Annotated in this window: 15 protein-coding genes; all 15 read right to left on the reverse strand. The window is 61.3% G+C overall.

Going from position 1 to position 14,641, the window contains the following annotated elements; translation table 11 throughout:
• Positions 1 to 75: 75 nt before the first annotated feature.
• The 15 genes from N6C22_RS19170 to N6C22_RS19240 all read right to left on the reverse strand — a co-directional run bounded on the left by N6C22_RS19170 (position 76) and on the right by N6C22_RS19240 (position 14,322).
• Entirely contained in the window at positions 76 to 1,260 is a 1,185-nt protein-coding gene (locus tag N6C22_RS19170; protein WP_261652809.1) for a hypothetical protein, read from the reverse strand.
• The gene (locus tag N6C22_RS19175) at positions 1,257 to 3,299 is read right to left on the reverse strand and encodes a VirB4 family type IV secretion system protein (RefSeq protein WP_261652810.1); all 2,043 of its coding nucleotides are present in this window, start codon (positions 3,297 to 3,299) and stop codon (positions 1,257 to 1,259) included. Before N6C22_RS19175 ends, N6C22_RS19170 begins: the two co-directional genes overlap by 4 nt.
• Positions 3,296 to 4,306: a hypothetical protein gene (locus tag N6C22_RS19180; protein ID WP_261652811.1), complete on the reverse strand. Its 1,011-nt coding sequence runs from the start codon at positions 4,304 to 4,306 to the stop codon at positions 3,296 to 3,298. The genes N6C22_RS19175 and N6C22_RS19180 overlap by 4 nt, the downstream gene beginning before the upstream one ends.
• Complete coding sequence (locus N6C22_RS19185; protein WP_261652812.1) at positions 4,296 to 5,525, reverse strand: hypothetical protein; 1,230 nt, start codon at positions 5,523 to 5,525, stop codon at positions 4,296 to 4,298. The genes N6C22_RS19180 and N6C22_RS19185 overlap by 11 nt, the downstream gene beginning before the upstream one ends.
• The gene (locus N6C22_RS19190; protein WP_261652813.1) at positions 5,513 to 6,394 is read right to left on the reverse strand and encodes a hypothetical protein; all 882 of its coding nucleotides are present in this window, start codon (positions 6,392 to 6,394) and stop codon (positions 5,513 to 5,515) included. The genes N6C22_RS19185 and N6C22_RS19190 overlap by 13 nt, the downstream gene beginning before the upstream one ends.
• On the reverse strand, positions 6,391 to 8,106 hold the full coding sequence (locus N6C22_RS19195) for a hypothetical protein (RefSeq protein WP_261652814.1): 1,716 nt from the start codon (positions 8,104 to 8,106) through the stop codon (positions 6,391 to 6,393). The genes N6C22_RS19190 and N6C22_RS19195 overlap by 4 nt, the downstream gene beginning before the upstream one ends.
• Complete coding sequence (locus N6C22_RS19200) at positions 8,094 to 8,387, reverse strand: hypothetical protein (RefSeq protein WP_261652816.1); 294 nt, start codon at positions 8,385 to 8,387, stop codon at positions 8,094 to 8,096. Before N6C22_RS19200 ends, N6C22_RS19195 begins: the two co-directional genes overlap by 13 nt.
• Before the next feature lie 609 nt (positions 8,388 to 8,996).
• Entirely contained in the window at positions 8,997 to 9,671 is a 675-nt protein-coding gene (locus N6C22_RS19205) for a transcription initiation factor IIB family protein (protein WP_261652817.1), read from the reverse strand.
• A gap of 344 nt (positions 9,672 to 10,015) precedes the next feature.
• Positions 10,016 to 10,489, reverse strand: a complete 474-nt coding sequence (locus N6C22_RS19210; protein WP_261652818.1) for a hypothetical protein — start codon at positions 10,487 to 10,489, stop codon at positions 10,016 to 10,018.
• Between the two features lie 195 nt (positions 10,490 to 10,684).
• Positions 10,685 to 10,963 carry a hypothetical protein gene (locus N6C22_RS19215; protein ID WP_261652819.1) on the reverse strand — a complete coding sequence of 93 codons (279 nt, stop codon included), beginning with the start codon at positions 10,961 to 10,963 and terminating at the stop codon, positions 10,685 to 10,687.
• 148 nt (positions 10,964 to 11,111) lie between these two features.
• Positions 11,112 to 11,672 (reverse strand): diadenylate cyclase, encoded by a 561-nt coding sequence (locus N6C22_RS19220; protein ID WP_303647850.1) that lies wholly within the window; start codon positions 11,670 to 11,672, stop codon positions 11,112 to 11,114.
• A 107-nt stretch (positions 11,673 to 11,779) separates the two neighbouring features.
• Entirely contained in the window at positions 11,780 to 12,049 is a 270-nt protein-coding gene (locus tag N6C22_RS19225) for a hypothetical protein (protein ID WP_261652822.1), read from the reverse strand.
• Positions 12,050 to 12,103: 54 nt separating this feature from the next.
• A complete protein-coding gene (locus N6C22_RS19230; protein WP_261652824.1) occupies positions 12,104 to 12,460 on the reverse strand; it encodes a hypothetical protein in 357 nt (118 codons plus the stop codon).
• 248 nt (positions 12,461 to 12,708) lie between these two features.
• A complete protein-coding gene (locus tag N6C22_RS19235; RefSeq protein WP_369684455.1) occupies positions 12,709 to 13,041 on the reverse strand; it encodes a hypothetical protein in 333 nt (110 codons plus the stop codon).
• A gap of 399 nt (positions 13,042 to 13,440) precedes the next feature.
• On the reverse strand, positions 13,441 to 14,322 hold the full coding sequence (locus N6C22_RS19240) for an SOSS complex subunit B family protein (RefSeq protein WP_261652826.1): 882 nt from the start codon (positions 14,320 to 14,322) through the stop codon (positions 13,441 to 13,443).
• Between the last annotated feature and the right edge of the window lie 319 nt (positions 14,323 to 14,641).

Genomic DNA, 14,641 nt, shown 5'->3' on the forward strand with positions numbered 1-14,641 from the left:
TCGTAATCAACACCATCCCATTGACGGTTATCTCGGGAAATCGGTTGGTCAGCCGTCTCATCTATCGAGCGTTCACTATGCACGGAGTCGCTTGATCATCCGCGACAGCCGAGAGCGAATCGAGGCCTGTTTCGGTTCGGGTGGTTCTCGTTCGCTCTGGGCCTCATCCATCCGTCGTTCGAATTCCAGTCGCTCTTGGGCTCGGGCTTGCCGTTCTTTGTCGAGGTCTTCTCGTGCGAAGGCGAGCTTCTCGTCGAGGTCGTCGACACGCTTCGTGAGGAGTTCGTTGCGTTTGCGAAGACTGTAGAGTTCATTCTGCGTCTTCCGGTCGAGCGTGGTCGACTGGACGGGCTCGGAGGAAGCATCCTCGGCCGGTGGAGTATACACATCTCCCGTCACGTTGACCGCACGCTCTATCGTCCGCTTCCCGTAGGTCGTCCCGTCCGAATAGTGGACTTCGTCCCACTTGGGTCGATGGAGCCCGGACTGGCGAAACAGGCGGTCGATTCGAGATTCATCGTTGGCCGTCCAGAACGCGAGCAGGCAACAGAGTGCCATGTCGGCCTCGGAGTGGCTCTCGTAGCCGGTCGTGTTCCCACCCCAGAGTCGCGTGAACTTCTGGCCGTTCTCGGCAGATTGGGCCTTCTCGAGGAGCTCCGAATCGTCGAGCGTGGTCGACGTTCCCATTGAGGTGCTCCCTGTGGCGTGTTGTGCCGACTGCTCGGGTTTCCGTTCCTTCGGAGGCGAGACGTATGTCCGGTACATCGCGTCGAAGGCGACCTGCCGAGGCTCGACCGCGGGAGAGCCGGTGGCGAGTCGGTCCCCAGTCATCGTGAAGAACCGGCCAGAGTCGTAGCACTCGACCGACCCCTTCCGCGAGCGACTGCCTGGAATCGAGCCCTCGAGGATCACGTGGACGCCCGTTCCAGAGGGGCTGACCTCGGTGTACGAGTCGAGCCGGTCGACGATGTCCTGCGCACGACTATCGAGCGCGCCTCCTGCCCGGCAGTTGTCGAGGTCAACCCCCAGGAACGGGTCGTCGTCGGTGAACACGAATCCAAGGCCGAGGTTGCTACGGAGTGCGCGACACGCGTTCTCGAAGTCTGTCCACGTGTCCGGGTCCGAGACAGACGCGTACTTCTTCATCCGCGGAACGACCGGGAGCTTGGTCCGCTTCCCGTTCCGGATCACTTCCCGCCAATGGACCCACTGGTCGTACTCGCGGAGAGCTTCCGGGATTACCTCCGTGTCGACGGTCATGGCGATTCACCTCCATCGGCTCGGGGAATGCTCGTGGACGTCTGGTCGAGGCTGGCCTGCACCGTCCGTGACGGCCCCGGTGAGACAGGGGGTTCGGAGCTGTTCTGCGTCCCCTCCACAGCCCCAGCCAGCACCTCACGTTCGTAGGGACTGGCGCGTACCCGCAGGGGGAACCAGCCGGCTTCGTCGATACCCAGCAGTGCTTCGGAGAAGCCGTCTTCTTCGTTCCCCGCCTTTGCGGTTCGGACCCAGTTCGCCTCGCGCTCGCTCAGGCCGAACCACTCGGCGAGTTTGTCGGCCTCCTCGTTCACCCGGTGGATGAGCGTGAGCGAACAGAGGCTCGCGATGGTCCGGGCTTCCGGCGTCAGTGCGAACTCGCCACCTGTCTGGGTGATGAACTGCAGTGAGAGATCGTAGTGCCTGCTGTGTCTGACCGCCGTTTCGAGGAAGCCGAGCGAGGTGGCATCGTTGAACAGGTAGTGGGCCTCGTCGATGACGAACACGACGTTCTTGTCCGTCCCCTTGGCGCGCTCGTAGACGGCGTTGAACAGCACCTGCATCATGAGACTCGTCTGGGCACGGCCACGGACGCCCTCCTCCTGGTGCAGATCCAGGTAGACGACGGGCGACTCGAGGTCGAACTCGGTGGGACGGGCCAGATTGGCGAGGTCACCATCCGGCCGGAACGAGGGCCGCAGGTCCGTCAGCAGGGAGCGTGCATCGACGCGGACACGCTCCTGTTCGCCCTCCGTCGGATAGTCGAACGAGCCGGGGTCTTCCAGCATCGTTTCCAAGACCGAGATGAGGTCGGTGATCGTGGGTGACGGCTGGCCGTGCGTCGCCGGGTCGCGGGTGATGCCCTGGTGCTCGTAAGTCTCCTGGACCGCCCGCCTGAGCGTCTGGGTGCGCTCTCTGAGTGGGTTCGCGGCCACGTGCTCGAAGAACGTCTCGAAGAACGTGAGCACCCACGCGACCTGCTCCGCCCACGGGTCGAGGTCCGAGACCGATTCGAGGACGCTCGCGGGCGTCTCACGAAGTTCGAGCGGGTTGAAGCCACGGGTGCCGCCTACGGTGATGCGTTCCCCACCGAGGGCGTCGTTCACGCTCGCGAAGCCCTCGAGCGGGTCGAGCATCACGATGACCGTCTCCGGGTCGTACATCGCCCGCCGAAGGAGCTGGAGCTTGGTCGAGAACGACTTGCCAGCGCCGAGTTTTCCGATGACCATCGCGCAGTACCCGGTCTCGCGGGCGAACCGGTCGAGGATGAGCGGGCTCTCGTTGAGCGCGTAAGTGCCATACTCGATGCCGGGTTCTGCGAACGAGCCCGCGACGAACGGGAACATCGCACCGAGCGCCCCACCGAGCATCGGCGTCGTCGTCTCGAACGATTCCTCGAGTTTGTCCACCGCGACCGGACTGGCCGAGATCAGGGCATCGAGTTGCTGCCAGCGCGGCGTGACCGGCGTCAGGTTGGTCGGCGACCGCCTGGCCACGCCCATCACAGCATCCACGTCAAGGACGTCCTCGGTCCCGCCGTGGAGGCTCAGGTACATCGAGACGTCGAATGCCTCCATCGACGTGTTCCGCAGCACGTCGTAGAGGTCCTGGTAGTCTTCGAGATCTTTCCGGACGCCACGAGCGCCAGCGCGATGGCGCTCGGTGAGGTACTCGAAGTCCGCCTCGAGGTCTTCGATCTTGTTCTCGAGGGCGTCGAGCGTGCGAGCCGTATCGCGCGGGTCGATGTGCAGCGAGATGTCCGTCTCGCGGGTCTCGGGCGTCGCATAGAGTGACTCGAACAGCCCATCGACCGGTGCGTCGGGGAACTCACCCATCCAGAGCGTGCGTCGCCAGCGGTCGCCCGTTCGAACCGAGTTCGGATGCCGTTCGAGGCTGTCCGGGCCGACAAGCGTCTGGTGGACCGTCGATTGGTCACCCAGGCCGCGGTCGCTCCCGGTGTACTCCTCGGCACCGTCTCGGTCGGCTGTGTGGTCACGAGCCGAATCGGGCGAGCGTCGTCTCCGGAGCCAGCGTCGAATCATCGTCGCCCCCGGACCATCGGCCCCGTTCGAAGCGTCTGGGCAACGTCCCGGTCGGTCCCGGTATGCCCACCCCAGAACGAATCGAGTAACGCGACCGTGTCAGCCGCGGAGACCCGGCTCGCGTTACACCCCTGCATCTCCCTGATACCGGCCCTGAGCCGGGCCAATCGGTCGTCGAGTGCATCGTGCATGGCCGTGCGCTGTTCCTCGATAGGTGGTGCAGAGAGTACTCGAACGAACGCGCCGAGGACTGGAATCGTGGTCAGTTGCTGGGAGAGACTCTCGCGCTCGAAGCGCACCTCGTCCGGGCCGACCGGCACAACCACGTAGTGGTCACGAATGGTCATCTGGCGCGCATCGAGGTCTGCGGCGTACCACTCTGCGTAGTTCTCGATGAGTGCAGCCAGGCGTGGATTCGCCTGCACGTCCGGGTCGCCGAGGCGAGCCTCGTAGTGTGCGAGATACTCTTCGACCGGGAATGCCTGTGTAGTCGCATAGAGCTGAATCGGGAAGGCGACGCTCGTGTTCAGGAAGTCCTGGAAGTCATTCGCCATCGCCGCCCACTCTTCATCCGTCGCCAGCGCGAGCATGGGTGGGTCGACCCTGAGCAAGCCGACGAGAGTCCCATCGGTGCGCTCGATGAATCCCGATACCGGGTCGATCTGCTGAACCTGGGTGTACTCCCGGGCAGTCTCGTGTGGGAGGCGTTTCTGTCGTCTCCGGTACCCCACCATGGTGAACACCCAGTCGAGGCTCGACGTGTGCGCGGGCGTGAGGTAGACGAACACCCCACCGACCAGGGCTGCAACGGCTGCCACAGGGAGCACCAACAGCTCGACCGAGAATCCACCGATGGTCATTCCGGGTGGGACCAACAGCTGCGTCCCCAGGACGACGACCACGGCCGGGACCAGCCCGACTGCGAGGTCGCTCAACGTGTACTGCCCGAGGAGCTTGGTCTCGGTTCCCAGCGACTTCGGGACCCGCTTCGCTTGCTCATTCGGCATCGGAGTCACCTCGCGGGGTCTTGTGGGTGCTCGATGCCTCCGGGCTCGGTGCTGGTGGGAGCGCCCGGGGACGCAGTGTATCGAAGCTGGTGTTTCGAGACTCTTTAGGACGGGTACTACCACCGGGTCCGCCCTTGCCACCACGCCGGCCCCCTGGTGTGATCGCATCCGAGAGGCGACTGCCTGCATCACGGACTCGGGCCCCTGCACCGTGTGCCCGAGAGCCACCAGAGCCCAGCATGTACTGCCCATCGCGTCGCACCGCAACGTCACCACGAAGGCCACGGGAGAAGTTGCGGCCGCCCTGGGTGGCAGCAAGCCCGGTATCGCGGGTTCGAGCCATTCGGTGCTGTGCGCGACGACGGGACATCTGGCCGGCGATGCGCTGGGTCGCGACGAATACAGCGCCCGCCTGCCAGAACAGGATGAGTGGCGCGATGATGGCCATCAAGGGAACGATGAGCGCGAGAATCCACGCGCTAAGCCCATCAATCGATAACCCGAAATTCTTGCCGAGGAGTCCACTGAACTGAAGCAGGATAGCCACTGGGACCGTCATGAACAGGAACGGGAGGTAGAACCCAGCAAGTCGGATCATCAGTCTAGACATGAGGGCAAATGGACCAACCCCTGGTATCCAGAGGGCGATGAGGATGGGCATCAACAAGACGTACATGTACAGCGCGACATGGCGCACGATGTACAGTAGTAGAATCGCCACGACAAGCGTGAGATTCACTGCTTGCGAGATTGCGTAACCGAGCACCCCAATTCCTGCGAATGAAATGGACTGGACCAAGTCGACGTCGGACAAATCCGGTGCAAGATAGACAGCAAGTACATCGGTGAACTGTAGCGATAGTGCGGCAATCCACCACCACGATAGAATTCCGAGTAGACCCGTGACTGCCCGCTTCTTCAATTTTGACCGGTGGTAGCCACTGAACAGGTGACTCGTCGCTTCGAGGAAGATAACGAGCCCGACTGCGAGTCCCCAGAGGAATAGAGAGAGCGGGATGATGGTCTCCCAGTAGTATTCGTAGACCGATGGCCAAGGCGTGTTTGTCGGAGACGTGAAGATGGTATTTGGTGCAGGTGCACCGACAACTACTGCGATGACCTCATTCCCGTATTCTTCCACAAGTCCCTCGACCGGAGCGAATAGGAATTTCAGAAACTCCTCGATTGCCCGGACGATTACGTCTTCTAATTCTCCCATCTCGACCTCTTGATGGCACTAATTTCTACGCTCGATTCACTGCAAGCGTACTCCCCAAGCAGGTCTTGGTTAATCTCATCACCGTCGATCTGACCAGCTAGGTCAACCTGAATCATTTCACCGGTTGCGACTCCTATCAAAGCACGAATCTCGAAAATTCCCAGGTCGCACCCAGAGTATTCCCGAGATGAGAAGCGTAGCGGATTGGATTCGGGGACGAGTTCCACCTGTTCGTTTGGACCCAAGACCAAGTCTGGAGCTTCACTCGGAGACTGTAGTTTTGGAAGACCAGGAAAATCGCTAAGCGGATCGTTCGCCCCAAAGTTAGGTGCCCCCTCATAGGTAATGTCGAATATCCAGGTAGGAGCAGTACCTTGGTTCTCCATCCGGAACAGTAATTTTCCTTGCCTCAAGCCATCGCGAGCAACCGAATTCACTTCGATATCGACCAACTGGACATCTGGTTCTAAGCTCAGCTGAGTTCGCTTGACAGAATCCTCAGTGATGACCACTAATTCGTGGATGCCAGGACTGTAATGTCTATATCTACTGGATAGCTGTCTGAGCTCCAGAATCGGAATCCGAACGGTGGTCGCTCCCCTCGTAACGGACTTGCTGGCGAACGCAGTCCCGTCAGGCGAGATGAGGTTCAACTTGGATACTGCGGCGTCCGGTCGTAGGCCGACGACGAGGTCCATCCCCTCGAAGCCTATTTCAGTTACCACGTCAGGGAGCTCCTCGGTTGTCGTCGCAGTTTCAGAAGCCTCGGGCTCTCCGGAATTCGAATCGTTCAGACAGCCGGCGAGTAGCCCAGCCCCCGTCAGACTCGCACCTGCGAGGAACCGGCGACGGCCATACTGCCCCGTCATCGGAGGACACCTCGCCACGGTGGCCAGACGCCCCAGCCGGTGATGCGGTCGATGATGAACACGCCGAGTAGAATCGAGCCGAGCGGTATCGCCATGTTGTAGAGCAGTTGAATCACGGCCAGCGGCGAACCTTCGACGTAGAGCACGTCGGCAGCAGGCAGATGCGGGGCATCATCGTCCCACCAGGTCCCCGGGTCGTACTCAGCCGCATAAACGTTCCTGCGCGGGAGGGTGATTCTCCCCACACCGTCGATACCCGTCTCGACCGGATTCCCATCCACGGTGACCGTCCCGCCGATGCGTTCGGTGCTGATGGGCGCGCCGCTCACCGTCTCGTTGAGCCGAACTTCCAGAGTTACCGTCTCCTCGGTCGCCTCGGTGACAGACAACCGAAGCGTGCTCTTGGTGAGTGGATTCGTCTGTACGGACGAAATCGCTCGCTGTCCCGAGACACCCCTGACGAGGCCGTAGACAGTGAGTGAGGGGGTCAGATTCGCGGCCTCGTGGCGCGCGACGACGCGGTCGCTCACGGTGTAGGTTCCGTTCGGGGTCCGAAGTTCGACGAGGGGTGGGAGTTCCGGTGTGTCTCGTTCGACGCCATCCGATGCGAGGAGCTGCACCGGCCCGGTTCCGGTCGCAGGTCGGTCGCCCCATGCTGGCGCGGGATAGGCGTGCACCTGGAGCGGGAGCGCCGAGGAGTTCTGGACCGTCGTGTTGTTCGCGGTCGTGACCACCAGCGTATCCCACGAAGCATCCCGAGCGGAGTAGAACGCCCAGCGACCGTCGACGGTGGCCTCGCTGGTCGCGTACCCACGCCACGGCTGGGTCGCACTGACCTCGAGGCCGAGGTCGCCATCAGGGTATTCGACACCCGTCGCCGACGAGACCAGCTCGTACGCGGTGACGGCTACCGAATCGTCGACCGTCATGAACTCCGTCACGGTCGTCGAGTTGTTCGCAGGGACGCCCGGACAGGTCGTGTTTGGACTCCCACCAGGTGGTGAACAGGACGAATTGAGCGGTTCGACGGTTCGGTTAAGCGCGACCGTGATGGTCACGTCGACCACGAGGTCGTGCTCGGTCCCCGCGTACTCGTCGAGGCGCGTGTACTGCAGCCTCGGTCGTTTCGACCCCAGGCTCACGTCTTCGACCTGCCCGTCTACCAGAAGTCGAACGGGTGAGACGGTCGTCTTCTCCAGCGCCCAGGAGACGCGATGCGTCGAGTTGTTCGTGGCTGCAGGGACGGCGATCCGATAATCCAACGTCGCCAACACGGTTCCGTCTGCGGCCACGTACAGCGGTTCGTCATCCAGGGCGATGTGTGCCCGCGTCGACGGCTGGACGGCGAAGACGGTCACGTGTGCGTCCCTGACGAACTGGCCGGAGCGAGGCGTCGCGGCCTGTGGGTAGACCGAGACGGTGTGGTCTGTCCGGGGGTAGTCCTCGATGTCACCGGCGTTCCACCGCTCAACGGCCGGTGGTGGGGCCGCGAATGGGATGTCGGTCAGGGCACTCAGTTCCTCGAAGGCCGAGGCGTTCTCGTCGACCGTCCGGTTGTCGAGATCGCCCGCCCAGAGCGGGTAGAACGTCTCGTTGGAGAGGCCGTGGTCCAGCCCCGGTGGTGCTCCTGGGCGTGAGGCAGCACTCTGGACGGCTGCGAGCAGGGCCACCGTGACGACGAGGAGTGCGACCTGTGCCCTCAGAAGGCGCAACTCGCACCTCCAGCGACGACACTGGTCAGCAGGAACTGGATGATGACAGTCCCGAGCGGGGCGACGATGACACCCCAGACGATGCCCTGGTTGCGCACCTCTTTCAGCTCCTGCTTGAGGTCGGAGCGTCGAACCATCGGCGTCGCAACTGCGGCCCCGAGCGCGAGCAAGCCCCCGACGAGGGGACCGCCGAACTGGATGACAGAGAACAGATTCCGGATGGTATCCGCCATATCGGTGGTGCAGAATGCACTGCCACTCCCCTGGGCGAGCACAGGCATACTGAACACGGTGATCATTATTCCACCGAGGATCACCCAGCGAAGGGCGTGTTTCGTACGGTCGATACCCGTTGCTAATCGTGCAGCAGTTGCGGTCATGGTATATGGAAGAACGACACCTCTCGGCGAAGCACAGCTAGACAAAGCTCGCAGGCACCGCAGCGGATGAAGTTCCACTGGATACCTCAATCGGCGATAGCATAAAGGTATGCAACTGATTAGCACAGGATAATTCCAATTACTAGTCTAGAAATACCAACTGGTTTGTATTGATATTTCAGAGCTACCGACAGAGTACTCTGTATACCTCGAACAGAGTGGCCCCACATCAGGTTTCGAACGTTCGTGCCCCAGTCCGGTAACAGTGCCAGCAGGGGAAGCCGTCGGTCAGGTCTTCACAAGCGCATTCGTCCTCTCCGTCCTGTTCGTCAGCGGCAGTCTTCCGACCGCCATCGGTCAGGATTCCCGGTACGCTCTCTGTTGGGTGCCTCCCCTCATCAGCAGGGCCTTGACATCGGTGTCGACGCGCCTGCTGCAGTTCATGGTCGTTGTTGCTGTCTGGTTTCATCCGTATGACGAGGTGGTCGATTCGGCAACCCCCCGCACCCCTCAGGGGGCGATAGAATCGGCTGCGGAGAGTTCCCTGTACCGAGCCCGAAGCGTGGTGGCCGTCGACCCCGCCGCGTCTGCGATGGCTTTCTGAGTCAGTGGGTATCTCGCCTCCCGCACCGCCAGATACAGACAGGCCGCCGCGATACCGGATGGACGCCGGCCATTCGTCAGTCCCTGTTCCCGTGCTCGTCTCCCGAGTTCGCGGGCGCGACGCGAGAGGTCGTCCGGGACGTCGAGTTCAGAGAGGAGTCGCGAAAGTCGGGCATCGTAGGAGGTCGGCTGGGTATCGAGCTGGAACTGTTTCTGCAGGGCGCGATAGCACGCATCAACCAGGCCTGCGGGACATTCCACACAGCAGAGCACCTCCTCGCGAGTTCTCCCAAGCCCACGACAGCGACACGTCGCGTAGACACAGGCCGCGGCCATCGCCTCGACCGACCGCCCAAGAAGCAGGTCTGCCGTCTGGGCGGCACGGAACAGGGTCGACGCTTCCTCGCGGACAGTACGAGAGAGGTCGAGCATCCCGCTCAGTCGCGACACCTCTCGACAGCCACGGGAGAGGTTCTGTTCGGCCGTCGACTGCCAGCGCCCACGGTGATGCTCGCGCTGCATCCGGTAGACACGCCGTCGCTCACGGGCCGAGAGTTGGTTCCCCTTCGAGTCCCTGGTCACCCAGATCGCGGTTGAGAGCCCGCGGTCGTGCCTCGTCGCTGTAAGCGGGGCACCCGTATGCTCGAATTGGGTGATGCCCGGTTCGAAGGCTGGTCCATCGACGATGAGGCCACAGTCACGACAGCTCGTGTCTGCTGCCTCGTGGGTGAGTCGGCCACCGCATTCGTTGCATCGAGTCGATCGGGAGTCGGTTCTAGCCGTCGCTGGTTGAGTTCGTTCTGACGACATGGTCGAAACGGGGCGAACGCCCCGCACCCCCAGTGGGCCGATACAATCGCTCTACAGCATGACCCGCAAAACGAGCCATCTGGGCCGGCTTCTCTCGTCCGACTCTTCGAGGTTCATCACCTGACAAAGACGCCTTCGGGCCCAGGAACCACTCCAGCTTCGCAGGCGAAGAGCACGCGCCGGTAATGCTTGCATCCGCCCTTAGGAGCGCGTTTTACATGGTCCGGGCAGGAGCACGTCTTCGATTCGAGGTCCACCGTGTACGTCTTTCCTGATTGGCTGTGTATCCTGTATCTCGGCCCGATGTCACCGAACTTGACCTCCATTTCTTCGGTTAAGGCGCGGTACGTCCGTGGGTCCTCAATCTCGTAGCCAGTACTGGTCAACAGTCCGGGGAAAGTGACCGCGCCGCACGACTCCGAGAACTCCTGCTCCGTCAGCCGTTCCTGGCCACAGGCACGACACCTGACGTAGGTCCGGTCATGAGTCTGCGTTCCTCTCGTGGTGGCTCGTTCGGTCACCCGAACGAGCAGGTGTTCGTGAGTGTCGGTTCTGCGGTGCTTCTCTGCGGTCTGGAATTCTATCGACATTGGTTCAGGAGGCACGTGACGCGCCTCAGCGCCCCGGGGCCGATAAAATCGATAACTGATTCAGATTAGTCACCAATCGTCGAGATACGTTTGGAGTGCATCGCTACGGTCACGATCTCGGCCGAGGTGGCGTCGTTCGAACTGTTCGTGGCTATCGGATTCGCATGGATAGTGGCATAGGTTGTGGGAGGATGCTTACTCGCTGATGTCGATGCTCGGGTCGAACGCTCGTGCGGCTTCGGCGAGGCGGCACAGCTTCGGGAACAGTTCGTCGATGTCTGCTTTCGCCTGTTCGACGGTCGGTGCTTTCACCGTCCCTTCGAGGCGCTCCTGGTCACGAGTCCCGGTTCCCCGGGTCATCGTGAGCTTGATCGATGCCCCCGTGTCGGTTCGGTAGATGTGCTCGGTCGTCTCGAAATCGTCTGGTAGGCTGTGCTGATCGTCGTCGTGCGGTGGGTCTGTATTGGTTTCCATCTGAGGAATCTCCCTCACTCCTGAGGGAGGGATAAAATACCGTGTGGAAGGGCCAGACCGATCTTCCTACAGGAGCAACTCTACCGGTTCGGGTCGTACGGGTTCGTCGTCATCTCAAGCCGATAGGCCGCTTCGAAGATACCCTCGTTTATCTTCTGATGCGCCACCGTCCCCCGAGTTCGTCACGTTCGAAATCGTTGTATTTCCCGTCTCGAAAGGTTGTCACACGCCCGTTCTCTTCACTGAGTGTCACCGCGGCAAGGACCTCTTCGCGGAGAGAGATCTCGAGCGCACTGAGATGCTTGGTCCCCATCCAATTAGCAGACGCAATGGGTGGCTCTTCGGTTGGTTCGGTAGCACTCGGGCTTCGAACACGAACCAGTTGTTCCTGTATCGTCCGGTCTGCAGCGATCACGACCGCCCCATCGCAGCTGAACGCCACGTTGCGGGCAGCATTGATGAACTCGTCAGATGAGATCGTGACTGCTGGACAGTGCTTGACAGGCCAGGTATTGTCTCCTAACGGGTCGGTGTACTTGCCGAAATCGATGTCTGCGACGATGATGAAATAGAGACTCGGTCCGGTCACGTATCGTTCATCCCATCGGGTGAAGTTTAGACTCAAACTCTCAGCACTATATCGAAGAATATCGATTGTTTCTGGGAGAGTCGCGTATTCCGCCTGACCGACATTGGGTCCTGTAATCATTATCTGACCGCTTGGCTCATTTAGGAGGAGCACCAGTTTGAGTTCTCCGCCTGTCGTTTTCCGCTTGACCCGCACTCGGAGACGCAGGATTGTGCTCGCACGATGTGTCAGTCTCTTGGCTTCGTCCCCGTGCGGAGGTTCTCGCGGTACTCGCCCCATGCCCGGTAGCGTTCGCCCCGTTCGTCTTCGGTCAGGGTATCGTGTTCCGCTTCGTCATAGAACGGGAGTTCCTCCTTCTCAGGCATCTCCAGCAAGCGGCCAAGGGGGTAGAGTTTCTCGTAGTATTGCGCTAGCACCCACGTCTCACCGTGTTTCGCGACGGCTTGCTCGATGACCGGAGCTGCATCTGGATAGTCCGCTTCGAACGTTTCTTTCATTGGGAGTGCCGATTGGCTCTCTGGAGTGTGCTGATTGGACCCACCTGCTGGCGGTCAGGCATCGGTGTATTCGGCGAGAGAGTGGTTCGAGCTCTCTGCAGTCCACTTGCCGATCTGGATGAACTCGAACGCCTCGATGGGTACGTCGCGCACCTCTGAAAGCTGTGACTGGACCGTCGGAGAGAGTTCACCGATGGGAATCACGGTGAGGCCGTGCTGGGTGAGGAAGTAGCTGCTCGCCATGGACGTTGGAGCGATGACGATGACGTCCGCGCCATCGGTCTCTGTAAGCGCGAGTTCAGCGTCTCGACCCTGCAAAACCTCCGCGTCGAGGTCGCCGACAGGGAAGAGAACGCTCGCATCTCCGTGGTCGATGCTGGCACCTGCCGACCCGAAATGCCCTTTGGTCATAATCAAACAGAAATTTATGCTTAATGGGCATTAATCTTGTGGGCAGGAACGACCCAGACCACAGATAGAGTTCGCAATCAGCACTGAAACGGGCAAGCGGCGCTGCCGGCCCTCGTGACCTCCTCCCCGCCGTGAAATGTTGCTGAAAGAAGAGAGGGATTGGCCTATCGAGAGACCCTACATACAATATACTGCAAAATTGGACTCAGGAGTGTAGACGGGCGAGAGTGGATGTTGAGACACCAGGATTAGCGATGTACCAATCCCAGTACTCTGCTTCGAACGTCATCGGCGGAGTCGTAGGTCTGGTTTTCGGTTCGGGAAAGCACGTCTTCGAGGGATTCTGATCCGCCCTGCGTTTCGATCTCGTAGTCTCCATAGGCCTCGACCAGTTCGTTTGTCGTGGTTGGATAGCTGTGGGTCTCGAGTGCCTCATCGAGGGCACCAAGCCGTCCTCCAGGGTCACCGTCCATCGCACGGGCTTCATGGGCGCGGTCACGTACCTTCTCTTCCGCTCGTTCTGGCCGTTTTCGGGGGTCGTTGCCTGCGTTCTCGTATCGGCCTCGTTTATTGTTTGACATCCCTAGGAGTAGGCGCCCGGTTCGGATAACTGTGTGGACGCACGCCATTGTCGGATTCGTGCCATCCCTGAAGAGGTTGACTTCCTTCTTGTATTCAGAAAACCAACGCGAGTACCCCGGGGTTTGACCCCGAGGCGGTTCATCGAGATTTGATGACCAACGGCATCGAAGACGATCCGCCTGCGAAGAGGTGCGCGAGACCCAGAATTTCGTATGTTCTTAATCCGCTGAAAGGGATCCGTACACCAGTTTCCATTCGCGTGACAGATAAATCGACCCGAATGGTGGGCTCTAGTCACCGACCCCCGACTGAACTCGTGGGCGTCCACATTACATCTCTGTGAGAAGCGACTGCACCAATTACACCAGGAGGCAAAAAGAAAGGGCCGCGACCGACGACTACTCGCTCGACCACCACCGCCCGCGCTCGGGGAAGGTCACACGCGACCAGCCCGTCAGTGCCAGGCTGCACCGGCCCTCGTACCAGCTCTTCGCCGCCGCATGAATACGGACCACATCGCCTTCCGCGAACAGGGGTTGCTTCGCGCGCTTCCAGACCGTCACCTTCACCACGCCGCTCTCGTCCTCGACGAGGCCCACCTGTTGAATCTTCGATGACGACGGCTCCCACAGGGTCTGTACGCGACCCTCGATGCTCACCTCGCTACTGTTCACGTCTCCGACCGCCGAGATCGGCACGACCGTCCCGCGCCGCGTCCGTTCTGCTTCCATCACCGCCACCGCACTGCTCAGTCCGTCCTTCCCCGCGACCACGTGCTCGGCCAGTTCACGCGAGAGTGCCGCCCGCGACGACTTTCTGAACTCTCCATGGATGCGCGCCGCCTGCTGGTTGATGACTCCCAATTTCGATTTCGACACCCGTTCTCTCGGGTCCGCTTTCGTCTTATCCAACCGCTCGTTCACACACGCCGCGCGCGCCTGGAAGTCTGCTCTCTTCGCGATGCTCCCTGTCGCAACCGATTTCGAAGTTCTCGCCTCTCTGTCCGAGTGCTGTTCCCGGTCATACCGGGTTCTCGTCCGTTCGATCTCCCACTCCCGCGCTGCCAGCCGTTCCTCGGCCTCCAGCGTCAGCCCCCGTCTCTCCTCGTAGGTCACGTCGACCCGTGCCGCCCGCTCCTGTGCATACGTCGCCTGCAGTTCTGGGGTCTCCGCCCCCCACGCTCTCTCCGATTCCGCCGCCGTCCACGCGTCCAGCGCCGACTGTTCAGTTGCCAGTACCGTTTCCGTACCTTCTTTGCCGAGTGCGTTCTTGCTTGACATTGGAGTACTCACTCCGAAGGCGTTCTCGCAACGCCCGACACCGCGATCTTGACCATCGCGGTTTTCATCGACACACAACACCGAGACTCGTCTCCGCGCGCCGCTTGCGCCTTCGCTCGTGCCCCTTGGGGGCGCGAGCGGCGCGCGGGCTCAGGGGCAAAATTTCCAGCACGCGCGCCAGGCCCGGCCGTCGACCGCGGCCAGTGGAGTTAGTCCACCGTGTCCGAGCACCGCAGGGCGCAGGACCGGGGGGCTAACCCGCTGGACCCGACGAGGGGAGCGGTCGACGGACGAGCTGGCCGGCGAGCGAGCGGGCCGC

This window comes from Haloarchaeobius sp. HME9146 (assembly GCF_025399835.1).
Lineage (GTDB): Archaea > Halobacteriota > Halobacteria > Halobacteriales > Natrialbaceae > Haloarchaeobius.